14 protein-coding genes are annotated in these 23,091 nt (G+C 59.5%); 2 read left to right on the top strand and 12 right to left on the bottom strand.

Annotated features, from left to right (window positions below; all coding sequences use genetic code 11):
• Positions 1-30: 30 nt before the first annotated feature.
• From kduI to BMZ66_RS11385, 8 genes are all read right to left on the bottom strand, one after another.
• Positions 31-861, bottom strand: coding sequence for a 5-dehydro-4-deoxy-D-glucuronate isomerase (kduI, locus tag BMZ66_RS11420; RefSeq protein WP_092672677.1), 831 nt, complete (start codon positions 859-861; stop codon positions 31-33).
• Between the two features lie 121 nt (positions 862-982).
• The gene (gene kduD, locus BMZ66_RS11415) at positions 983-1,753 is read right to left on the bottom strand and encodes a 2-dehydro-3-deoxy-D-gluconate 5-dehydrogenase KduD (protein WP_092672674.1); all 771 of its coding nucleotides are present in this window, start codon (positions 1,751-1,753) and stop codon (positions 983-985) included.
• Between the two features lie 512 nt (positions 1,754-2,265).
• A complete protein-coding gene (locus tag BMZ66_RS11410) occupies positions 2,266-3,903 on the bottom strand; it encodes a glycoside hydrolase family 43 protein (RefSeq protein ID WP_092672671.1) in 1,638 nt (545 codons plus the stop codon).
• 158 nt (positions 3,904-4,061) lie between these two features.
• Positions 4,062-4,916: a fumarylacetoacetate hydrolase family protein gene (locus BMZ66_RS11405; RefSeq protein ID WP_092672668.1), complete on the bottom strand. Its 855-nt coding sequence runs from the start codon at positions 4,914-4,916 to the stop codon at positions 4,062-4,064.
• A gap of 160 nt (positions 4,917-5,076) precedes the next feature.
• On the bottom strand, positions 5,077-6,765 hold the full coding sequence (locus BMZ66_RS11400; RefSeq protein WP_092672665.1) for a sodium/sugar symporter: 1,689 nt from the start codon (positions 6,763-6,765) through the stop codon (positions 5,077-5,079).
• A 187-nt stretch (positions 6,766-6,952) separates the two neighbouring features.
• Positions 6,953-8,902, bottom strand: coding sequence for a glycoside hydrolase family 88/105 protein (locus tag BMZ66_RS11395; protein ID WP_092672662.1), 1,950 nt, complete (start codon positions 8,900-8,902; stop codon positions 6,953-6,955).
• 146 nt (positions 8,903-9,048) lie between these two features.
• Positions 9,049-11,415, bottom strand: a complete 2,367-nt coding sequence (locus BMZ66_RS11390) for a glycosyl hydrolase family 28 protein (RefSeq protein ID WP_369407591.1) — start codon at positions 11,413-11,415, stop codon at positions 9,049-9,051.
• Positions 11,416-11,983: 568 nt separating this feature from the next.
• Positions 11,984-14,497 (bottom strand): TonB-dependent receptor, encoded by a 2,514-nt coding sequence (locus BMZ66_RS11385; protein WP_092672657.1) that lies wholly within the window; start codon positions 14,495-14,497, stop codon positions 11,984-11,986.
• Between the two features lie 383 nt (positions 14,498-14,880).
• On the opposite strand from BMZ66_RS11385, the gene BMZ66_RS11380 reads away from it, so the two are divergent.
• The gene (locus BMZ66_RS11380; protein ID WP_092672654.1) at positions 14,881-15,912 is read left to right on the top strand and encodes a LacI family DNA-binding transcriptional regulator; all 1,032 of its coding nucleotides are present in this window, start codon (positions 14,881-14,883) and stop codon (positions 15,910-15,912) included.
• Between the two features lie 175 nt (positions 15,913-16,087).
• Here the strand turns inward: BMZ66_RS11380 and BMZ66_RS11375 are convergent, their stop codons facing one another.
• Both BMZ66_RS11375 and prmA read right to left on the bottom strand, forming a co-directional pair.
• Positions 16,088-17,869, bottom strand: a complete 1,782-nt coding sequence (locus tag BMZ66_RS11375) for a T9SS type A sorting domain-containing protein (RefSeq protein WP_177204694.1) — start codon at positions 17,867-17,869, stop codon at positions 16,088-16,090.
• 186 nt (positions 17,870-18,055) lie between these two features.
• The gene (gene prmA / locus BMZ66_RS11370; protein WP_092672651.1) at positions 18,056-18,886 is read right to left on the bottom strand and encodes a 50S ribosomal protein L11 methyltransferase; all 831 of its coding nucleotides are present in this window, start codon (positions 18,884-18,886) and stop codon (positions 18,056-18,058) included.
• 239 nt (positions 18,887-19,125) lie between these two features.
• On the opposite strand from prmA, the gene BMZ66_RS11365 reads away from it, so the two are divergent.
• Complete coding sequence (locus BMZ66_RS11365) at positions 19,126-20,775, top strand: S8 family serine peptidase (RefSeq protein WP_092672648.1); 1,650 nt, start codon at positions 19,126-19,128, stop codon at positions 20,773-20,775.
• Between the two features lie 76 nt (positions 20,776-20,851).
• On the opposite strand, the gene BMZ66_RS11360 is transcribed toward BMZ66_RS11365, so the two are convergent.
• Positions 20,852-22,237 (bottom strand): hypothetical protein, encoded by a 1,386-nt coding sequence (locus BMZ66_RS11360; RefSeq protein ID WP_092672645.1) that lies wholly within the window; start codon positions 22,235-22,237, stop codon positions 20,852-20,854.
• Entirely contained in the window at positions 22,216-22,977 is a 762-nt protein-coding gene (locus BMZ66_RS11355) for an ABC transporter ATP-binding protein (protein WP_177204693.1), read from the bottom strand. The genes BMZ66_RS11360 and BMZ66_RS11355 overlap by 22 nt, the downstream gene beginning before the upstream one ends.
• Positions 22,978-23,091: the final 114 nt, after the last annotated feature.

Here is a 23,091-nt window from a genome sequence, read left to right as displayed (position 1 = left end):
TAAAGTTTGGGTGGGAGGTTAAAAAATTGGTTAGCGCAGGGCCTCCAGGGGCACGGCATCCATATCGGTGTATTCGCGGTTCTCGCCGGCCATGCCCCAGATGAAGGCGTAGGCGCTGGTGCCGCAGCCGGTGTGGATGCTCCACGGCGGCGAGAGAATGGCCTGCTCGTTGCTCACCCACAGCGGGCGCGTTTCGGTGGGCTCGCCCAGCAGGTGCAGCACGCGCTGGCCCGGGGGCAGGTTGAAGTAGAGGTAGGCTTCCATGCGCCGGTCGTGGGTATGGCTGGGCATGGTGTTCCACACGTTGCCGACCTTGAGTTGGGTGAGACCCATCACCAGCTGGCAGCTTTGGATGCCCTCGGCGTAGATGTATTTGTAGATGGTGCGCTCGTTGGCCGTTTCCGCGGCGCCCATTTCCACGGGCGTGGCCTCGGCCTGGGTGCGGCGCGCGGTGGGGTGGGCGTGGTGGGCCGGGGCCGAGAGCAGGTAATATTTGGCCGGGTGGGCCGCGTCGGCGCTGGCAAACGTCACTTCCTTAGCTCCCATGCCCACGTAGAGGCAGTCCTGGTTGCCCAGCTCGTAGGCCTGGCCATCGACCGTGATGGTGCCGGCGCCGCCCACGTTCAATGCGCCCAGTTCGCGGCGCTCCAGAAAGAAATTGGCTTTCAACGACTCCGGGCACGGCAGGGCCAGCGACGCATCGCCGGGCTGAGCCCCGCCCACAATCATGCGGTCGTAGTGCGTGTAGGTGAGGCTAACCTCCCCGGCCACAAACAGGCTTTCAATCAGGAAATGCTCCCGAATTCCTGCGGTGTTCAGAGTGGCGGTTTCCCGGGGGCCAATAGCGAAACGAGTATTCATTTAACAGTTATCAATTAACATTTAACAGACCGTCTGGCCAACCAGTATTCAAGTTCAACACATTGTCAATCAACAAATAACATCACATTGTTAAATGCTAATTGATAACTGTTAAATGAAATCACCGTCCCATCCAGCCGCCGTCGACGGTGAGGATGGTGCCGTGCACGTAGTCGGAAGCGGCCGAAGCCAGGAACACCGCCGGGCCTTGGTAGTCGGTGGGCAGGGCCCAGCGCCCCGCCGGAATGCGCGACAGAATAGCGGCACTGCGCTCTTCGTCCTGCCGCAGGGCGGCGGTGTTGTCGGTAGCCACGTAGCCGGGGGCAATGGCATTCACGTTGATGCCCTTGCTGGCCCATTCGTTGGCCAGGGCCTTTACCAGGCTGCCCACGCCGCCTTTGCTGGCCGCGTAGCTCGGCACGTTGATGCCCCCCTGGAAGGTGAGCAGCGAGGCCGTGAAGATGATTTTGCCACTCCCCTGCTGCAGCATTTGCGCACCAATGGCGCGGGCCAGCCGAAACGGCGCGTCTAGGTTGATGGTCAGCACGGCGTCCCAATCGTCGTCGGAATGCTCGGCGGCTGGCGCGCGGCGGATGATGCCGGCGTTGTTGAACAGAATGTCAATGACCGGAAAATCGGCCTGCACTTGCTTGATGAAGCTATCCAACGACTCGCGCTCGCCAAAGTCGGCCTGGTAGCCGCGGTACCCGCGCCCCATGGCCTGCACTGCCTGCTCCGTTTCGCCGCCCTGGGGCATGTGTACCGAAACACCGATGATGTCGGCGCCGGCTTCGGCCAAGCCCAAGGCAATGGCCTGTCCGATACCCCGGTCGCACCCGGTAACGAGGGCGCGCTTGCCGGCCAAACTAAAAGCGGAAGAGAATGCAGTCATAAAGAAGGACGATGCGGAGACGAGTAAGTAGACAAAACCAAAGCCGCGGTGCTGTCGAGGGCGGTTTTGCTACTTAAAGGTTTCATGCAGCAAGTCCCGAAAACAAGAGTTGGACAATCTTTTTTTGTGCAATCGTTGCCGGGAACGATGCCATCGCTCAACTTCTCCTCTTTCACTCCCAATAATATGCCTCTGCTTAACAGAAAACGCTAAATATCTGCTCTGTAAGCAAGCCAATGTAATAGCCTCAGTTTATTGTATTTTACCGATAAAGCGTCCTTTTCGCATCACAGGAAACTATGACTAACAATTCGGCTCAGTCATATCTACCCACTTTAAAATGCCACGAACTGTCGGCAACCAGCTACCACTTCTCTAATGCACGCTTTCAGTCTGAAATCTTTTTACAGGTAGGCAACAACACCCAAAACCTGAAGCAACAATAGCAAAAGCGGCCGCACCTCGTAAGAAGTGCGGCCGCCAGATATGGTCAACTAGGATGGATTCGCGGACTAGGGTTCGATGTGCCACCAGTCCACGTCCGCATTGCCGGAATCGTTGGTCTTGCCGACCCGACTACAGAACAGACCGACCTTGGCCCCAATCCATTTTCCCTCTCGTGCCTGAAACACTTCTCCTACATTCTCAAACTGCTGGCCGTCGATGCTATAGCTGAAGCGGCACTTGCCGCCGGCCAGCACCTGCACCCGCAGGTAGAGTGGCCCTTTGGCCGGAGGCGTAACTATGGGCACCGTGCCAGTTTCCAGCGTTAGCTTTTCAGCGTTGCGACAGGTGTTCTGGGCAATGCGCCACTGCCCGCCCTGGCTCGTTACGGAGAGGTAGGCATAGTCGAGGCCCATCATCATCAGGCCCACTTTTTCGCCATCGGCGCGGGGCGTGAAGGTGAGCTTGGCCGTGGCGGTGAAAGTCTCGGCCGGCAACTTCTGCAGCAGCAGATTAGGCACCTGCCAGTAGTTCTTGAAGCCGGTGGGCAGGGGCACGGCGTAGAGGCGGAGGAAGCCTTGCGCGCCATTTGGGTAGGCCCAGCCCATTTGGGGGTTGGCGTGCCATTGCCACTGCAAGCCCAGCGAGTTGGCGCTGAACTCGTCGGATGTGGCCGGGGTAGCCAGCGGCTGGGCTGCCCCGGGTACCTTGGGCTTGCGGTAGGTGAGCACGGGCTCGCCCTTGCCGTCGCCATCGGGGTCGGCGCCGATTACGGGCCAGTCGTTTTTCCAAACCATGGGCTGCAGATGCACCACCCGGCCATACGGACCCTGGTCCTGGAAGTGTAGAAACCAGTCTTCCTTGCCGTCGGGGGTATCAACCCAAGCGCCCTGGTGAGGCCCGTTGATGGTTGTTTTGCCCTGGTCCATCACAATCTGGTCTTCATAAGGACCAAACACGCTTTTGGAACGCAGCACAGTTTGCCAGCCTGTGGTGACGCCGCCGCCAGGCGCAAAAATGTAGTAGTAGCCCTTACGCTTGTAAAACTTCGGTCCTTCGATGGTGGGGTGGTTGGCGTGGCCATCGAACACCAGCACGTCGTCGCCAATGAGCTGCAAGCCGTCGGGGCTCATGCGCGACACCGCAATGATGGACTTGAACCCGGCGCGGCTGCCGGCAAAGGCATGCACGAGGTAGGCCTGGCCATCCTCGTCCCACAGGGGGCAGGGGTCAATCCAGCCCTTGGCTTCTTTGATGAGCTTGGGGGTTTCCCAAGGGCCGGCAGGGTTGCTGGCGCGGGTCACATAAATGCCGTGGTCCGGGTCGGGGTAGTAGATGTAGAACTGCTTGTTGTGGTAGCGAATGGCGGGCGCCCACACGCCGTTGCCATGCTGAGGCTTTTGGAACTCGGCTATTGGTTGCTGCTCACGAAAAACGGCACTGATGATGGTCCAGTTTACCAAGTCTTTGGAGTGCAGAATTTGCAGGCCGGGCGCGGAGTTAAAGCTCGACGAGGTGAGGTAATAGTCGGTGCCGACCCGCACCACGTCGGGGTCCGAATAATCGGCATAGAGCACCGGGTTTTTGTAAGTGCCGTCCCCTAGGTCAGGCACCCACACCTGGGACAGGGTCGACTGAGCTTCGGCCTGCAAAGCCATGCCGAAGAGCAAGAAGAAATATAGCAGCCGCTTGTAATGGGTGTTCATATCAGATAGAACATATCGCAAAGCGAAATGAGTAACGCTGGCTGCCACGTTGAGGCACGAAAAATCTTATCTGCACGCAACGGTCCGTTGTGGCGTGATAGGATGCTTCGTACCTCAGCATGACAGATGAGATGAAGAAAAAAGAATAAAGCAGGGGCCTACGCTTGGTAGGCTTTCAGCACTTGGCGCGACGAGCCCAGGTTGTCGATACCCAGCTCTACCACGTCGCCGGGCTTGAGGTACACGGGTGGCTTAAAGCCGGAGCCCACTCCCGCGGGCGTACCCGTCGAAATCACATCGCCGGGCAGCAGCGTCATAAACTGGCTGACATAGGAGATGATGAAGGGAACGTTGAAAATGAGGTTGGCCGTGTTGCCGTCCTGCATTGTTTGTCCGTTCACGGTCAGCCACAGGCGCAGGTTGTTCACGTCGCCCATTTCATCGGGTGTGGCCAGGAAAGGGCCCATGGGCGCGAAGGTGTCGCAGCCCTTGCCCTTGGTCCAGGTGCCGCCGCGCTCCATCTGAAACTCGCGCTCTGACACGTCGTTGTGCAGCATGTAGCCGGCAATGTAGTTCGCGGCATCTGCCTCAGCCACGTAGGACGCGCGCTTGCCAATGACCACGGCTAGCTCTACTTCCCAGTCGGTTTTCACTGAGTTTTTGGGGATAATAATATCATCGAAAGGCCCAACCAGTGCCGTGGTCGACTTCATGAACAACACCGGCTCGGTGGGGGCCGCGAGGTTCATTTCGCGGGCATGGTCGGAGTAGTTGAGGCCAATGCACAGAATTTTGGAGGGCCGGGCCACGGGTGGGCCCAGGCGCTCGGAGGCAGCTACTACGGGCAGGTTGCCCGCGTTGGCCGCCACAAATTCGGCCAGTCGTTCCAGGCCGTCATTCTCGAAAAACGCCTCGTTGTAATCTTCCCCAAACGTGGATACGTCGTAGCGCTGGTCGCCTTGCAGGATGCCTGGTTTTTCCTGGCCGGGCGGGCCGTAGCGGAGTAATTTCATAGTGAAAGAGGTGCAGAATAAACAAAATAAAAACCGTCATGCCGGGCAGAGCCGAAGCATTTCGCGTGCTGTAACTAATCCAGTCGATTGAGTTTATCAGTACACACGAAATGCTTCGGCTCCGCTCAGCATGACGGCCTATTAGAACCCGGTGGACTGACTACCAATAAACCGTGTAGAGCGTGGTAATAATAACCATGATAATCATGGCGCCAATGGTAAAGCTGCGTTGTGGCTTGAACATGCTGGCATCGATTTCCAGCCCTTTGGTTTTCACACCCCGGTTGGTTTCAAATAGGCTAATCATCACCATGCCCAACACGCACAGAATGAAAACAAAGCCCATGCGGTCAAGAAATGGGATTTCGTAAATATTGGAGCCTTCTGGCTTAACTGCAAAGCCAAGCGGAGCCAGAAACGAGAGGTCGACGAAAGTGGGCATAAACTTGAACAGCACCGACAGCAGGAAGCCGCCGATGGTGGCAAACAGCGCCGCCGTCGACGTGGTCCGCTTCCAGAAAAATCCGAGAATAAACATAGCAAATATGCCCGGCGACACAAACCCAGTATACTCCTGAATGAACTGGAAACCGCCTTTCTTATCAATGCCCAGGTGCGGCGCAATGAGTACGCCCAACATCATGGCCACGACCACGGAAATCTTGCCCACTTTCACCAGCGTCTTTTCCGAAGCTTCGGTATTGAGGACTTTCTTATAGACATCAAGCGTGAAAATAGTGGCAATGCTGTTGGCTTTGCCAGCCAAAGAGGCCACTACTGCCGCCGTGAGGGCCGCAAAAGACAGGCCTTTCAAGCCAACTGGCAGGATGTTGAGCAGCACCGGGTAGGCGCGGTCCGGGTTCAGGTCGGCGCCCGAGCCAAACTCGGCCGGTCCGAACACGTCGGCTTTGAACAGCACGTAGGCCGCGATGCCGGGCAGCACCACAATCACGGGCATGAGCAGCTTCAGGAAAGCCGCAAACAGGATGCCGGCGCGGGCCGTGGGCAGGTCGGCACCGAGGGCGCGCTGGGTGATGTACTGGTTGCAGCCCCAGTAATTCAGGTTCACAATCCACATGCCGCCGAGCAGCACGGTCATGCCGGGCAGGTCGATGAAGTTGGGGTTGTCCTTCTTGAAAATCATCTGGAAGTGGTCGCCGGCCTGGGCCGTCATCAGGTTGAAGCCGTTGAGCACGCCGGACTGGCCGTAGTGCTCGGCCACGAGGTTGAGGGCGAGGTAGGTGGTGGCCAGGCCGCCGAGAATCAGGAAGAACACCTGAATAACGTCGGTGAAGCCAATCACCTTCATGCCGCCCAGGGTGATGAGCACGGCAAACGCGGCCAGCATGTAGAGGCAGAACTCGAGGTTGAGGCCGGCGATGCTGCTAATGGCAATGGCGCCGAGGTATAGAATCGACGTCAGGTTGACCACGATGTAGAGCGCCAGCCAGAAAATGGCCATAATCATGGCCACCGTGCCGTTGTAGCGCTGGCTCAGGAACTGCGGCATCGTGAAGATGCGATTCTTGAGGTACACCGGAATGAAGAAAACCGCCACCACGATGAGCGTGATGGCCGCCATCCATTCGTAGGTGGCAATGGCCAGGCCCATTTTGAAACCCGAGCCCGACATGCCCACAAACTGCTCGGCCGAGATGTTGGAGGCGATGAGCGAGGAGCCGATGGCCCACCACGTCAGGGAGCCTTCGGCGAGGAAGTAGTCTTTGGAATCGCCTTCAATGGTGCCGTCGTGGCCCGTTTTGCGCCGGTAAATCCAGATGCCGTATCCGGAGACGATGATGAAGTAGACGAAGAATACGATGTAATCAATCGTGTCGAGCTTGTTCATTTAGCAGAGTGGGTATTTTATTGCTGCAACTCACCAGCGCGCCGAATAGCGCACTAGCGGCGAAGCTATGGGAAGGTAATGTTCCGCTAAAAAAACCGCTTCTGAAAGAAAAACTTTGATTTTTACCCGCATTAATTGTCGGAAACGTTTCCGATAGCCTCCGCACTACAATTCCTACTGTGGGTCGCTACTTGGCAGTCAGGAGCCAATTCGCCAGGTCTTTCCCAGCCTGGAAATTCTGGTATTCGGCCGGAATCTTGCGCCCGTCCACGTATTCATTGTACAGCCACGGGTCGCCGAGGACAAACACGCGCCCCTTGCCCAGCTTGGCCGTGGCCATGATAACCTTGCCGCCGTCAGTAACCAGCGGCTGGGCCGGCGCCTGGGCCGACAGCACCGCCAGCTCCTTCACGTAGGCCTTTTTGGCGTTTTTGAACACGGTTTTGCCGGAGGTCAAATCCACTTTACCCTGCTCAAACTGGTCGCCCTTCACCATGTTCACGCTCTCGTCGGTGAACTGTACGCCGAAGTTTTTAGCCAGCAGGTTGAAGTTCTTGATTTCCGAGTTGGCCGTGTCGTTGGCGAAAAGCACCAGGGTGCCGCCGCCCTTCACCCACTCCGTAATCACCTTGGTGTCGGCGGGCTGGATGTAGTTGGGCTTGGGCGATTCCTTGCGCGAGTCGGGGTCCACGATGATGTAAACGCTCAGGTTTTTGAGGCTGGCCGCCGTGGGGGCCGCGGGCACGGCCACGGTTTTGGCGCCCAGTTCCCGGAACTGGTTGCCCCACAGCCAGAAGCCGCCGTGGGTGCGCTCTTCCCAGGTGTAGTGCCACTGCTCCTGCTCGCCGGTGATGGGGTTTTTCCGCATTTCGTGGTTGAAATGGTAGTCGAGGCCCACGGTCTTGTTTTGGCCGGCGCTGTTCTCGGCGGCAATCTCCATTTCGGTGCTGGCCAGGATGAAGGGGCCCACCCCTTTCAGGTCGTTTTTGCGCAGCGGCTCGCTGAGGTAGTACTCGTAGGAGCCGTCGCGGTAGGGCTTGCCGCCCAGGCCGCCCACGCTCACCGTGCCGTTGAAGGCCAGCGCGCCGGTGGGCTCGGTGGCCACGAAGGATTTCAGCAAACCGTCATAGCCTTTTTGGGCCACCTTCGCGAAGCTCTTATCGAGGTAGCCCATGCGCACGCCCTTGGCCAGCGCGTACACAAACATGCTGGAGCCCGAAGCTTCGGCGTAGTTGCCATTGCGGGATTCCTGGTTCATCACCAGGCTCCAGGTGCCGGTTTTGGAATCCTGGTACTTAGCCAGCACGGGCGCCAGCTGCTGCAGGGCCTTGATAATGGCCGGGCGCTGGGGGTGGTTTTGGGGGAAGTAGTCGAGCACGTCGACCAGGGCCATGCTGTACCAGCCAATGCCGCGGTCCCAGAAATGGGGCGACTGGCCGGTGGTTTTGTTGGCCCACTGCTGCTGGCGGCTCTCGTCGTAGCCGTGGTAGAGCAAGCCGGTTTTGGAGTCGACGAGGTTTTTCTCAATCAGGGCAAACTGCTTGGCAATGTCATCGAACCCGGCCGGCTGGTTGAAAACCTGGCTGTATTCGGCGTAGAAGGGCTCGGCCATGTACAGGCCATCGAGCCACATCTGGTTCTCGTAGATTTTCTTGTGCCAGAAGCCGCCGGCCTTGGTGCGGGGCTGGCCATCGAGCTGCTTGCGTAGCAGCTGAGCAGCTTTGATGTACTTCTCGTTGCCGTTGCTGGGCAAGGAAACCTGGCTCAGCAGCAGCAGGGCGTGGCCCGTGGTAAGGTTGTCGAGGTTGTAATCTTCCAGCTTGTAGGTACGGATGGTGCCGTCGTTCTGCACAAACTGGTCGAGGTCCTTCTTGATGTACGTGAAGTACTTGGGGTCGCCGCTGCGCTGCCACACCCGCTCCATCGCCCGCATCATGAGGCCCTGCTCGTAGTCCCAGCGAACCGTTTTGCGGTTGCCGATGAGTATGGAGTCGGGGTGCCAGCTGATGAATGAATCGGCCATGCGCTGCGACATGGGCACGACCTGCGCTGCCGATTGCGGAGTTTGTGCCGCGGCGGTTTCAGCCAGCAGCGCGAGGCCCAGCAGTGGCAGCAGGAAACGAGAGTTGGTTTTCATAGATGAAAATAGAACGTCATGCAGAGCGCAGCGAAGCATCTCGCGTGCGATAGTGACTCAATCGATAAGATTAGTGGTAGCACGCGAGATGCTTCGCTGCGCTCTGCATGACGTTCCTTCTCAAATAAACCGGTTGTCAAAAGCCATTACCGCTTGGCCATGACGACCGTTTTCTTGGCCACCTTCTGGCCTAGCTCCACGTCCTTCTTGGCCTGCTTGGTGTTGGTGTTCGCCAAACGAATGTCTTTGCTGCGGTCACCAGTCACGCGAAGTAGCAGGTCGGCACCGTTGGTGTAGCGGATGCCGTCGAGCGCGATGTTGCGGCTGTTTTGCACTTCCATCACGGGCGCAGTATCCGTCGACAGCAGGGTCACGTTTTTCAGGCGAATGTTTTCGGCCTCCTGGCACACCAGGCCCTTCTTGCTTTCCAGCACTATGTTTTCGAGGCTGATGTCTTTGATGCTCATTTCGGGCAGGCCGCGCACCAGAATGCCGGTGGTGGCGCCCTTGCACGTCACGTTGCGGATTCGGAAGCCGCGCAGTTGCGGGGTGCCTTCGTTAAGGGGCTCGGCTTTCATCACGGGTGGGGCGGTGCTTTCACCGGCCAGCGGCACGGGGTCTTTGGCCGCGTAGTACATGTCGAACAGAATGGCTTCGCCGGCGATGTCCGTCATGTCGACGCCATCGACGAAGATGTTCTCCACCACGCCGCCGCGGCCGCGGGCGGTTTTGAAACGCAGCCCCACGTCGGTGCCCATAAACGTGCAGTTGTTGACGTAGATGTTGCGGGCCCCGCCCGACATTTCCGAGCCAATCACGAAGCCGCCGTGGGCGTGGTACACCTTCGTGTCGCGGATGATGAAGTTCTCGGTGGGTACGCCGCGCTTGCGGCCCTGCTCGTCGCGGCCGCTCTTGATGCAGATGCCATCGTCGCCCACGTCAAAAGTGCAGCCTTCCACCACGCCGTTGCGGCACGATTCCAGGTCCAGGGCGTCGGTGTTCTGGCCGTACCAGGGGTTTTTGGCCGTCACGTTGCGCAGCGTGATGTTCTCGCACAGCAGCGGGTGAATGGTCCAGGCCGGGGAGTTTTGAATGGTGAAGCCCTCGAACAGGATTTGCTTGCAGCGCGTCAGGCTCAGCATGTTGGGCCGCAAGTAGTCGCGAATGTCATCCAAGTTCTTCGGGTCGGTGCCCTTGGGGAGGGTGCCAGCAGCAGCCATCTGGTTGCCCTTCAGGGAGCTGGCCGAAGGGTACCAAAAGTCCTTTTTGTCGTTGAGCACCCCGCCCGAGGCCACCAGCGTTTTCCACTGGCTGTCGTTGAGCTTGCTCTTCTTCACGGGGCGCCACGCGTCGCCAGCCCCGTCAAACGTGCCCTTGCCGGTGATGGCAATGTTGGTGAGGTCGACGCCCGAAATCGGGGCCTGGCTGCGGATGGCCTCCTCCCCTTCCCAGGTGGTGCTCACCAGCGGGTAGTCGAGGGGCTTGGCGCTGAACTGCACCAGCGCACCGGTGGCCAGGTGCAAGTTCACGTTGCTTTTCAGCACTATGGGGCCCGTAAGCCACAGGCCCCGCGGCACGAGCACCGTGCCGCCGTTCACGGCGCAGGCGTCAATGGCTTTGCGGAAAGCTTCGGTGTTGAGGGTCTGGCCGTCGGCCACGGCGCCGTACTTGGTCAGGTTGAAGGTGTCTTTCTTGAACACAGGCTCCAGCACCACCGGCAGGTCGTGGGCGTATTTGCCATCGTAAGGCGCCCGGGCAAGGCGGCTGGCCAGGGCCAGGTTTTGCTCCTTCACGCTCTGGGCCACTAGCTGAGCCACGCGGGTGGCGCCATATTCTGAAAAGTGGGTGTTGTCGTTTTTGGCAGGCGCCACCGGGTTGGGCTGGTAGTAGCCATTCAAATAGCTCCAGAACAGTGGCCGCGTGCCCTCCTCGCCCATTGCCGAGTACATGGCCCAGCTTTTTTCGTGCAAGTCAATCAGCGGCACTTTTTGGGCCTTGGCCACCTCGCGCACTACGCTGGGGTATGCGCCGTGGTCGTCTTTACGCTTGCCTTTATCGTCGAAGTAGCGGCGGCCCACCGGCGTGAGCAGCACCGGGTTGGCGCCTTTTTTCTTGGCCTCCTGCACATACTTGGTCAGGAGCTGGCGATACAGCGTCTGGGCCGGGGCCGAGCGCACGCTGTCTTCGGCTTTCGAATCGTTGTGCCCAAACTGAATGAATACCCAGTCACCGGGCTTGAGCTCTTCCAGCACTTTGGCCCAACGGCCTTCGCGTAGGAAGCTTTTGGTGCTGCGACCGTTCACGGCAGTGTTGCGGATGGTCACGCTGCCATCGAAGTACTGCCCGAACTCCATGCCCCAGCCGCGCTCAGGCTTGGTCAGGTCGGCCTTCTCGGACATGGTGGAATCACCGACCAGGAAAATCTGCGTTTTCGGCTCGGCTGCCGGCCGAAAGGCCAAGGTCAGGAAAGCCGCTATGCCGGCCAGCAGTAGCACCAAAGTTGATTTCATCATGAGCTATAGGAAGTAGTTGCACTCGCCGGCAGCTAGCAGCACGGGGAGTGAAGGCAGTATCGCCCTATACAATATTAGGCCAATAGTGAACCGCAAGGGCCTTTTATGTGCTTGAAAAGGCACCTTTTTTTGCGCAATCGATGCCGGGAACGTTCTCGCAAGGCCCAAGCGCTGACTTTCTGAACGTACACTCCCCTATTCTGCTCCCGGTCATTTTCATCGTTATTAACCCCGCACTTTGGCGTTGGCAAGCATTCGGTATCATTCACCAAGCCACATAAAGTAGAAAAGCGAAGGGGCTTGTTTTTCAGGCATTCTGGCCGCTATGGCTCCCGGCATCGATTGCATAAATAAAAGCAGCTCAGTCAGCGCTACGAGGTGGCGCAATGTGTACTTTTGGTCCGGATTCCCACCCAACACCACACCCTGATTCTATGCCAAACTTCTCCTCGGTTTACTTATAATCAATGGCAAAGCTCAGCCACTCGATATACCGCTAATCACAGAAAAGCCCCGCCGGAAATACCAGCGGGGCTTTTTTGATGCTTAGAAAACTCGAAAGCTCCTTTTACTTTCCTTTAACTACCACCGTGCCTGTGCCCAGAGCGGGCTGGCCGGTTGCGCTGAGGCCTTCTACCACAGCCTGGAAGTTGCCGCTGCCGTCGGCGGTGAAGAAGTGCAGCTCGGCTTCGCCGCGGGCATTGGTGCGCACGGCGGGGTTCCAGTAGAGCGTGCTGGTGCGGGGGTCGGCGGGCGGGTTGGTGAGCAGCGCATTGTAGCGAGGCTGGTAGAACTCGCGGGCTTGGTAGTAGCCCGGCAGCTTCACGGTGGCAATGCCGGGCGCGGGCCCGGTATCGGCGCCCTTGTAATTGGGGTCGGCGCGCTTGGTGTAGATGGCGATAGCGCCACCCGTGCCGCCAAAAATGGCGGCTTCGGGTCCCTTGAATACTTCGACCGACTCGATATCGGCCGTTGGAATATTGGTGACCATCTCAACATCCGTCCGCATGCCGTCTACAATGAAGAGCGGAGTGCCCTGGCCCCGAATCTGCACAGACATATTGGGTGGGTTGCCGGTGACCGTGAGACCCGCCACGCGCCCTTGCAGCAGCTGCAGCACCGATTGCGCCGACTGCGCAGCCGGCATATTTGCCACATCAATTACGGTGCCGCCGGTGGCCCCGTAGAGGCGGCGGGGGTCGTCTTTGGGCACGGTCACGCGCTTGGCCGTCACGGCCACGTTATCGAGCCGGATGTTGCGCATGGCTTTTTCGGGGTGAAGCTCCAGGTCGGCGGCCTGGGCCTGGCGGCTGCGTCGCACAAAGGCCGCCACTCCCGCCGGCGCGGCAGTCAGCGACGGCAACGTGGGCAGCGGCTGGGTGCTGGGCACCGGCCCATCATCGGGCCGAATAATAACATTGGAACCGCCCTGGGCCCGCCGGGCCTGCAACGTGATGATGGCCGTATCGCGCAGCGGAAAGCCGGAGAACGAGAACCGGCCGTCGGCATCAGTGGAGCCGGTGGCTACATTGCGGGCAGGCCTGGTTTGCATAAAGGTCAGCTGGCTGTTGGCAATGGGGCGGTTGCCATTCGCGCTTACTACCTGCCCGGTGAGCATGATGTCCTTCTCGCGCAGGAAGCGGGGTTGCGGGGCTTGGCCGGCCAGCACTTCTTTCCACACAAAGCGCCGCCATCCCTGCGTGAGCAGCAGGTCGTCGAGCGCCTGGGCCGTGGCAGGCGTTCGCTCCCGGAAATAATAGCCCGGGTTTTCAACGTGCCCGACTAGGTCAGACGTCAGCAGCAGGTTGGATGCGATGGTTTCGGCATTGGGGTCGAGGGCCGACAGGCCGGCGTCGCTCACGGCTACCGAGAGGTAAGTAGACACGGGCTGGCCCGCGGCATCGGCCACGCGCACCGAGAGCTGCACGGGGGCGTGGGCGCCGTAGCTGGGCTGGTCAGCCGTAACGGTTACCCGCAGTGGGGCAGTGTTCTGCACAAAGGCCAGCCGCTCGCACCGCGGCTGCCCCTCGGCATCAAACAAAGTGAAATGAATGATGCCGTTGGGGTAGTTCTTTTTAGGCATTTGCCATGTGGCCGAGTTGCTGCCCGTGAGCGTGCGGGCGCTCGGATACGCCACCACGCCGCGCACCTGGGTAAGCAGCTGCACCGGGCCCGGAGCGGGCGCGTTACCTACGCCCCGGTAGCGGGCTTCCACCAGGAAGTTTTCGGCGTTTTCAATCACATGTAGGCTGTAGCCGGTGGGCTGCACGGCCGGCAGGGGGTACTCGGCGGTGCTGCCGTCGGGCAGGGTGAGGCGGGCGGAATAGCGCTGCCCGCTGCCGGGCACAAACATGAAGCGCCCCATGCCCGCGTGCCGGGTACTGAAGCTCGGCACCACCACGGCTTTTTGGGCGTTCAGAATTTGTCCTTTCACGGCAATGCTCCGGCCGCTGGCATCGGTGGCTTTGCAGGCCACCACGCCGGGCAGACCTTCAACCAGGTAGCCACCTTCGGGAAAAAACTGAATATCGGGCTTGGTGGCCGCCGTGGCAGCGCCCTTGCCTTTGGAGGCACTGCCGGAAGCATCGGGGCTGGGTTCCTGGGGCCCAATGGGCGAGGCCGGCCAAATGCTCAGGCGGCGGCTGTACACGAAATTGTCGCCGGCGTTGCGCATCCAGTTGGTGTAAGCGCGCAGCACGTAGGTACCCGCGGCCAGGGAATCGGCAATGTCCAGGTCGCCGCTGGCCCGGCCGCCTTGCAGGCGCAGGGTGCGGCGCGCCACCACCTTGCGGGCGGGCGAGAGCAAGTCGACGTGCAAGACTTGGCTAGCGGAATCGAGTGCGTGCTGGGAAGCATCGACCACGTAGGCGCTAAACCAGATGGTTTCGCCCGTGGCGTACACGGGCCGGTCGAGGTGGAGGTAGGCTTTCTCGCCCTGGGCCGCGGCGTAAAACTCGCCAACCTGCCGGGCCACTCGCTGCATCAGGCTTTCTTCGGTGGGCCGGGGGCGGAAGGCCGTTGCTAGTACTCCAGCAGCCAGCAGGGCCGCCAGCACTCCATTTTTCACTCGCACTACTTTCATGTTTGCAATCCAATCGAAAACGGGTGGTTTAAGAATTTAAACCGACCAGAAAATTACGGCACAAAGATGGCGAAGCCACAAAGCCGGCCGCTTGCCCTGCGCAAGCCAAGAGCAAATTGAATGCGCCGCCGCGAAGCAACATGGCCCAACGGCTCAGAATTAGCCAAAATTTGTTACTCTTGTAATAGATTTAGCTAGGTAAAGATTTCCAGAAGGTGTGTGCTGCCGTGCCGGCTGCCCATTCCACAAGGGTATCGGCGCTGGTCAGAGCCCCGCATCGGGTCCCTTTCCAAAAACCAGCCGCGCCGCTAAATCTGGTCATTCAGGAAAAGCCACTGGCCTACTGGAACAGCTGTTTACTCTACCTCACTTAGTCAAAGCGCTTGGACCCCGTCACCATCAAGGATATTGCGCACGCCCTGAACCTGTCGACTTCGACGGTGTCGCGGGCCTTGCGCGACAGCTACGAAATCAGCCCCGAAACCAAGCGGCTGGTGATGGAGTACGCCGAACGCCTCAACTACCGCCCCAACCCCATTGCCCTCAGCCTGAAAGGCAGCAGCAGCAAGGCCCTGGCCGTCATTGTGCCCCAGATTGCGAACAACTTCTTTTCGCAGGCCATCAACGGCATTGAAGCCATTGCTTACAACCGGGGCTACCACGTCATTATCTTCCAAACCCACGAGTCTTACGAGCGGGAAGTAGCCAACATTCAGCAAGCCGTGTCGCGCCGCGTCGATGGCCTGCTGCTGTCGCTTTCCAGCGAAACCTCCGACGTTGCGCACCTCAAAGCCCTGCACGAGCAAGGCATGCCGCTGGTGCTGTTCGACCGCGTAACCAGCGAAGTGGACGTGACCAAGGTAGTGGCCGACAACTTCGGCGGGGCCTACGCTGCCACATCCCATCTGCTGCAAACTGGCCGCCGCCGCATTGCGCACCTCACCATTCCGCCCTACCTCAGCATCACGCAGGAGCGGCTGGCGGGCTACCGTGCGGCCCTAGAGCAATACGGAGTGCCCTACGACGAAAACTTGGTGCGCTACGGCACCTTCGGTCCCGACGAGGCCGGCCCCCTGGTAGATGAGCTGCTGGCGCTTTCGCCCCCACCCGATGCTTTTTTCACGGCCAGCGACCGCCTGGCCCTGGGTTGCCTGGCCGCCTTGCGCGAGCGCGGCGTCGACATTCCCGGCCAAGTGGCGCTGCTCAGCTTCACCAACTCGCAGTCGGCCCACTTGCTGAACCCGCCGCTGAGCACCGTGACCCAACCCGCACTGGAAATAGGCCAGCTGGCCGCCGAACGCCTCATTGAGCTCATCGAGCGCAAGCATAAGAGCACGGGGCCCAGCACCATGAAGCTGCCCACCACTTTGGTGGTACGCGAGTCTTCGCGCCCGGCGCCCAAGCTGGTAGGTTAGCAGCACTGCATTCAATCAATACGTCAGGCCGGGCTTGTCAAAGCAACTCTACCGCTTCGTTGCAGCGAAGAGAACCACACTCACCAAGTAGAATTCATTTCTCATGGTAGAGTTGTTTTGACAAGCCCGGACCTAGCGTTTTTTGCTTTACTATTACCTGGTCAGCCGCTTGCGGCTACTCCCGGGTGCACTTGGCCGTCAGGCTCACGTTGGCATCGGTGTACACCAGCAGGTAATTGCCTTTGGCCAAAGTGCCGATGTTTACGGCGGTGGAGGCACCTCCAGCCGCGGGGACGAACGAGGCCACGCGCTGGCCTACGAAGTTGTAGACCACTAGCGCGGCCGTTGTGCTGGCCCGGGGGTGTTCCACCGTGAGCCGCTCGCTGGCGGGATTAGGAAACAGGCGCAACGGCTCCACGATGGCGCCGGTGGCTTTTTTGCCGCTGGTCACTACGGTCACGAGGCCGTTAAGGTAGTTTTCGAGGTTGGTGTAGCCGTTGGCGGCGATGCCTTGGCGGTCGGCGGGGTTGTTGGGGTCGAGGCCGTTGGCCAGCTCGTAGGCGTCGGTCATGCCGTCGTGGTCGGTGTCGGCGGGCGCGGGGCCGCAACTGAGCACGGGCCAGGCAGTCTGGGAGGTGCTGTAGGGCGTACGCGCCGGGAAGCCGCCCTGCACGTCGATGATGCTACCGGTGCGGTCCTGCACTTCCTTGATAATGCGCTGGTCGACGGCGTCGCGGGTGGGCAGCACGCAGCCCACGTTGACCAGCACGGAGGCGTAAGCATCGGTGGCTGACTGCGTGTTGAGAGGCGCCATGTCGAACGGTGTGCTCACCTTCGATTGCACCGTATCGGCCAGGGTACCGCCCTGCATGGTAACGCCCACCCAGTTACGCCCAGTGTTAGCTGGCGACCCGTCTACGTAGTTGCCGGCCAGGTATGCCTGGGCGTAGGGCAACACCGGCGCGGTGGTTTGCCGGTAAGGATTCCAGATGCGGAAGCGCGAGCCTGAGCTGGTGTTGGGGCCAGCCTTGTAGTAATTGTTGACGATGTTATAGTTGCCGCCCTCGCCCCCGTGCACGTTGTTCGAGCCCCAGTTGTAGATGACGTTGTTGCGAAAATCGCAGTTCTCCGCACCAATGGCCGCGCCGTAGCGGGTGCCGTTCCAGCGCGGCGTGCGGCTGAGGCAGTGCGCAAACAAGTTGTGGTGGAAGCTGGCGCGCCGCCCGCCCCAAATGCCGCCGTAGCCGTGGCGCTGGTAGTCGTTGTCGCCGGTTTCGAAGTGGTAAGAGTAGTTCAGTGGCTCGCTGATGAGGTTCCACTGCAGGGTCATGGAGTCGGTGGCCGCGCCGTAGAACGTGAAGGCCTCGTCCATGCTCCAGCTCATGGTGCAGTGGTCGATGACAATGTTCTTGCGCTCCTGGCTGCTGAGGGCGTCTTCGTCGCCATTGCCGTTCACCATGCCGATGTTAGTGATTTGTGGGTACCGGTCGCCGAGGCGGAAGCGCATGTACCGAATGATGACGTTGTTGCCGCTCACGGTCACTTGGCGGTCGGCAATGCAGATGCCGTCGCCGGGGGCTGTCTGGCCCGCAATGGTGGTGTTGGCCGGAATATTCATCCGGTCCGTGAGGTGAATGGTGCCACACACCCGAAACACAATGGTGCGGTGCAATGCAGCCGACGCCGGCTGGCTGATGGCGTAGCGCAGCGTACCCGGCACGTTGGTATCGGCCAGGCTGGTCACCTCAAATACCGTGGTGGGCGTGGCAGCTAGGCCCCGTCCTCCGGTCACAAACCGCCCCGCGCCCTCTACCCCCGGAAAAGCCAACTGCTGCGCTTGTGCGGGCACAGTGGCTGCCAGGCCGGCCAGGGCAGCAACCACTCCGAAGCCTAAGCGGGCCGCCTGCCTTAACCGGCTAATGGAGGAAACGAAGCAGCGGGTAGAGAAATAGAACATCAGGGAGGCAAGGTCAGAATAGAGTAAAATCGAGCTACCCCCGCTACTAAATAGCGGCAGCAGCCCGACCAATCTTATTCTAATATTATGAGCCGAACCAGCCCGGAAATGCCTTTTAGGCCTCCTTTATTCGCGCAATCGTTACCGGGAACGATGCCAACCTACGCAGCTGGCCGAAGGCCCCACCTATTCTTTCTCGAAGATGGCCGACACCCAGCTCCGCAGCGTGCGGTGGCGTTGGTAGCGCAGGCCGCACTTAGTAGCCTCGGCCGTAATCTTGGCCAGGTCTTCCTCGTAGAAGCCACTGAAAAGTATGGGCCGGCCGCTGGGCAGCAGGCGGGCATACTCGTGCATGTCCTCGAGCAGGACGTTGCGGTTGATGTTGGCCAGAATGAGGTCGAAAGGCTCTTCCTCGGCGAGGGTTTCGACGCCGCCCAAGCGGCACTCGATGGTACGGCACTGGTTTTCGGCGGCGTTGTCGCGGGCATTTTCCACGGTCCAGGGCTCGGTATCGACAGCCAGAATCTGGCGGGCGCCCAGCATCTCAGCCATAATGGCCAGAATGCCAGTACCAGTGCCCATGTCCAGCACGCGCAGGCCCTTATGGTCCACATCGAGCTGGTTTTCTATCATCAGGGCCGTGGTTTCGTGGTGGCCCGTGCCGAAGGACATGCGCGGCATGATGACGATGTCATAGTCCACGCCAGCGGGCTCGGAGTGGAACGGCGCCCGCACCGATACCCGCTCCGCAATGATGAGCGGCTGGAAGTTCTTCTCCCACTCAGCGTTCCAGTTTTGGCGGGTGATGACGCGGTGCGAGTGGTTGAGCTCGCCAATACCAGCGTAGCGGCTCATGATTTCGGCCACCGCATCGGGGTTGAAAACATCTTCGGTGGTGTAAGCCCGGAAGCCTTCATCGGTGTCTTCAAAGGTGTCGAAGCCTACCTCAGCCAGTTCGGCCACCAGGATATCGGCCAGCTCGCGCGGCGCCTCAACGCTCAGTTCAATAAAATCCATTTGCCAGGGTGTGTCAATAGTAAAAAGTCTACAAAAGTCGCGGCAAAAGAAGCAGCTCGCTTCGCTAGCGCTTTACTTTTTTCTGGAACGGCCTCCCAGATTAGCCTCGCTGCCGCAGCTTTTTGTTTTCTTGGGTCGCTCACTACATCGATAGCTCAAGATGTATATTTCGGTTCGCTACTGTGCTTTGGCTTGCTACAAGACCAGAAGCTATTTTCCACTTCTTTTCTACTTTCTACTTGAAAAAACTCTTTACCACGCTTGCTCTGCTGCTGACCTTGGGAGTTGGCGCTTATGCTCAGGCCGTAGCGCCGGCCCCGCGCCTTGTTGTGCGACTAAACGACGACCTCGCTCCCGCTACAGGAGCCGCCCGCCCGGTTGCGGCCACGGCCAAAGAGCAAGCATTTGAACAATTGAACCGCCGCCACGGAGCGATGCAGGTGCAGGTCCTGAACCCGGGCCGCCCCCAGAATCGGGGCGCGGCCGTTGCGGCACCGGCCATGTATCTTATTACCCTGCCTGCGGGCACCGATGTGCAGCAAGCAGTTAAAGATTACGAGCAAACTGGCCTGTTCCGCTACGTGGAGCTGGACGCAGCTGGGCAGGGCGGCGGCGTGCAAAGCTTCGTGCCAAACGACGCCCTGTATAACCGCCAGTGGGGCTTAAAAAACACGGGTTCGTTTACCCTCTCCGCGGCCCGAGCCGGGGCCGACATTAGCATGGAAGACGGGTGGGCCATCACCCGCGGCGACTCTTCCGTCACGGTGGCTATCATCGACAGCGGCTGCAAGCTCGACCACCCCGAGCTTGACCGACGCATTTGGCGCAATCGCCGGGAGATACCCGGCAATAACATTGACGACGACCAGAACGGCTACATCGACGATGTGCAGGGCTGGAATTTTGTATCCAATACCAGTAACCCCACCGACGACCAGGGCCACGGCACCAACATTGCGGGCATCATTGGCGCTTCGGGCAATAACTCACTGGGCTACGCAGGTGTGAATTGGGGCTGCAAGTTAATGGTTTGCAAAGCGTTGGATTCCCAAAATAATGGATTCTACTCCTGGTGGACAAGCAGCATCTTCTACGCTGTGAACAACGGCGCCCGCGTCATCAACATGTCGATGGGCGGGATTTCTTTTTCGCAGGCCATGCAGGATGCCATCGCTTTTGCCAACCAGCAAGGCGTGGTGGTGGTGGCCTGCACCATGAACACCAACAGCAGCACCTCCTACTACCCGGCCGCCATGACGGGCGTCATCGCCGTGGGCTCTACTAACCCCGACGACGCCCGCACGAGTCCGTTTTTCTGGAGTACCACCAGCGGCAGCAACTACGGCGCCCACATTTCGGTGGTGGCACCCGGCAACTACATCTACGGCCTGAGTCACACCTCTAATACCAATTACAACAGCTATTGGGGCGGTACATCGCAGGCCACGCCGCACGTTGTCGGCCTCGCATCGCTGTTGCTGACCATCCGGCCCCAATTAACTCCAGCGCAGGTAAAATCCACGCTGCAATCGACGGCCGATGACCAAATAGGCCAACCCAGCGAAGATGTTGCCGGTTGGGACCAGTACTATGGGTTTGGCCGCGTGAACGCCGCCCGCGCCCTTGCCTCAGTGGTTACGAGTGCTGCCACTCCGCGAGTGCCTGCCTCGGCGCTGCAGCTATTCCCCAACCCAGCCAGTCATCACCTCACCCTAAAAACAACAGACTCCCGCCTGCTGAACCAAGAAGTGCGCCTCTTTAATAGCATCGGCCAAGTGGTATATCGGCGGATTCTAGCAGCACCCACGCTGCAATTGCCCCTTGCCCTGCCCCCGGGCACCTATTGGCTCGCAGTAGCCGGCACGGGCCGCAAACTGGTTATCGAATAGCCAAGCGCTTATTAGCGATAAAACTCTCCTGTGTAGCACAGGAGAGTTTTTTTTGATATTGGCGAAATTGAACGCATCACGCGCCAATGCTGCGCCACAGTCGCCGACGCAGGTCGCCGTCGTTCCGCAGCACGGCCCGCACTGGCCACGCCACCGAAGCAGCCAGCAGCGCAGCTACCAGAATACGCACCCACCACAAAGGCACGAAGTACAAAAACGCACCCACGCTCATGGTACCGAGGCTCATAAGTTGAGAGGTGTTCGTGCGCATTTTGGCAAAATCAATACTCTTTGACACGGGTTGGGCCCGGTATAAGCTGCCCCATAGCCCCAGGCTTAAAAACGAGGCCGAGGCCAACGGAAGCAGGCCCAGCATCTTGCCACCACTGCTCGGAAACAAGCCAGCCAGCAGCGCCACCGACAGCAGGCAGTCTACCAGGACCACTGCCCCCACCAGCCGTGCGTACAGCCCCAGCAGGCGGCGCGTGAGGCCGAGCCGCTGCAACTCATTGCTCACCAGCGGCCCCATAAAGCCAAAAAAGTTATTGTTAACGTAGGTGAACCCGATGGCAGGCAGAAAAGCCATAAAGAAGACTGTAAAAAACCCGGTTTGTGGAGGCTTTCCTTCCTTGTTAAGTAGATAACCGCCGAAGCCTACCATAATCAGCTTGAACACCAGTCCTATGAGCAAGGGCAACCAGGTTTTGCGCACATACAGCTTCCACTCGGGCGATAGCCGCAGCAACAGCTGGTTTGAAGTGGAAGCGACCGGTGCCTCGACAGGTAAATAACGGGCACTGAAGAACGGACCCAGCCAGCGCAGCTGCACGGCCCACAGTAGCCACGGCAGCAGGGCCGTGCCAAGGCCCAGCGCCACATAATATGGCCCTTCGGGGTTGCTCATCCACCAAGCCATGAGTCCCAGGCTGGCTACGTGCAGCACCATTAGTGGGTGGTGCCACCGTTGTAAGGAAAACAGCAGCCGCAGGTTGAAACTCAGCGTGCCCCCGGCCAGCAGCAACAACACCCCAAACCCCAGCACCGAGGTATGGCTAGGCGCCACCAGCAAAGCCGTTAGTAAGCCTACGGCCATGGTGAGGCGCCGCAGCGAAATGAAGTCAAGCAGAAAAGCCGTCACTACGTTGAGGCGCGCCGAAACTGGAAAATGCTCCGGCAGTGGCCGCGTCACGGGCCGAAACGACGGTACGAAATCCACGAGCAGCGACGACACCAGCAGCGTGGCATTCAAGCCAATAAGCAACTTGGGCATCAGTTCGGCTATATTTTCGCTTTCCGAAGCCGTGTTCAGCAGCAGGCCCAGCCCTGCACCGTAAAAAACGGCAATTGCTAAAATCAGCAGAGACGTGGTACGCTCTCCACCTTCCGTCGGCCACACCACGGCCAGCAGGCGGCGCCGGAGCAAGTAGGGCAAAAAGTGGCCTAGCGCTGCGTGGTCAGCCATGTCAGGTCTTGCGTGGTACTGGTGTTGGGGTGAATGAGCTGCAGCAAAGCTTCGCCGAGGAAAGCGCGCTGGCCCTGCAGGAAGTCTTCCATGGAGCCCCAGTACTTCACTTCGCTGTCGTCGATAACGAGCAGGTGAGTAGCGACCCTTTCGATGTGGGCCAGGTTGTGCGACGACACAAACGTAAGGGCCTGCGGGCGGTAGCTGTTGAGCAGGCTCAGCACGCTGTCAGCTGAAAACACGTCGAGGCCATTGAACGGCTCGTCCAGAATCAGCAGTTCCGGTCGGTGCAGCAAGCAGGAGGCAATGGCCACTTTTTGCTTCATACCCGTGGAAAAGGAGCTTAGGCGCTTGCAGCGCACACTTTCGTATTCTTCCAGCAAATGGGCCAGCAGACTCTCGATGCGCGCCTGTGCCTCGGGCAGCTCGTAGATGCGGGCCACGTACTGCAGGTACTCCTCAGCGGTTAGTTGCTCTACCAAGTAAGCTTGGTTGACAAGGGCTCCCATGCGGCGCTTCGTAGCCACCGGAAAGGTCTCGCCCAGCGCTTGGCCGTCCAGTATAATTTCGCCGCTACTGGGCAGTAGCACGTTGGTAAGCAGGTTGAAAAGAGTGCTTTTTCCGGCTCCGTTGCGGCCCAGCACGCCCACGCAGTAGCCGGTGTGGGCAGTAAGGGATACCTCGCGCAGCACCGATTTCGCGCCAAACAACTTTGTCAGGTTGCGTAGTTCTAGTTCCATTTGTTGGCAGTGGTAGACGCCAAAGAACGTCATGCTGAGCGTAGTCGAAGCATCTCGACCGCGCAACTAATGGATTTTAGTATTGCGGTCAGATGCTTCGACTACACTCAGCAT

It is taken from the genome of Hymenobacter arizonensis (assembly GCF_900115775.1).
GTDB lineage: Bacteria > Bacteroidota > Bacteroidia > Cytophagales > Hymenobacteraceae > Hymenobacter > Hymenobacter arizonensis.
The sequence above is the reverse complement of the archived record's forward strand: the minus strand, read 5'-3'. Positions and strand labels throughout refer to the sequence as shown.

Bases quoted from the DNA above. Each gene is read 5' to 3' on its own strand.
- kduI (WP_092672677.1), bottom strand. From the start codon at position 861: ATGAATACTCGTTTCGCTATTGGCCCCCGGGAAACCGCCACTCTGAAC.
- kduD (WP_092672674.1), bottom strand. From the start codon at position 1,753: ATGACTGCATTCTCTTCCGCTTTTAGTTTGGCCGGCAAGCGCGCCCTC.
- BMZ66_RS11410 (WP_092672671.1), bottom strand. From the start codon at position 3,903: ATGAACACCCATTACAAGCGGCTGCTATATTTCTTCTTGCTCTTCGGC.
- BMZ66_RS11405 (WP_092672668.1), bottom strand. From the start codon at position 4,916: ATGAAATTACTCCGCTACGGCCCGCCCGGCCAGGAAAAACCAGGCATC.
- BMZ66_RS11400 (WP_092672665.1), bottom strand. From the start codon at position 6,765: ATGAACAAGCTCGACACGATTGATTACATCGTATTCTTCGTCTACTTC.
- BMZ66_RS11395 (WP_092672662.1), bottom strand. From the start codon at position 8,902: ATGAAAACCAACTCTCGTTTCCTGCTGCCACTGCTGGGCCTCGCGCTG.
- BMZ66_RS11390 (WP_369407591.1), bottom strand. From the start codon at position 11,415: ATGATGAAATCAACTTTGGTGCTACTGCTGGCCGGCATAGCGGCTTTC.
- BMZ66_RS11385 (WP_092672657.1), bottom strand. From the start codon at position 14,497: ATGAAAGTAGTGCGAGTGAAAAATGGAGTGCTGGCGGCCCTGCTGGCT.
- BMZ66_RS11375 (WP_177204694.1), bottom strand. From the start codon at position 17,869: ATGTTCTATTTCTCTACCCGCTGCTTCGTTTCCTCCATTAGCCGGTTA.
- prmA (WP_092672651.1), bottom strand. From the start codon at position 18,886: ATGGATTTTATTGAACTGAGCGTTGAGGCGCCGCGCGAGCTGGCCGAT.
- BMZ66_RS11360 (WP_092672645.1), bottom strand. From the start codon at position 22,237: ATGGCTGACCACGCAGCGCTAGGCCACTTTTTGCCCTACTTGCTCCGG.
- BMZ66_RS11355 (WP_177204693.1), bottom strand. From the start codon at position 22,977: ATGGAACTAGAACTACGCAACCTGACAAAGTTGTTTGGCGCGAAATCG.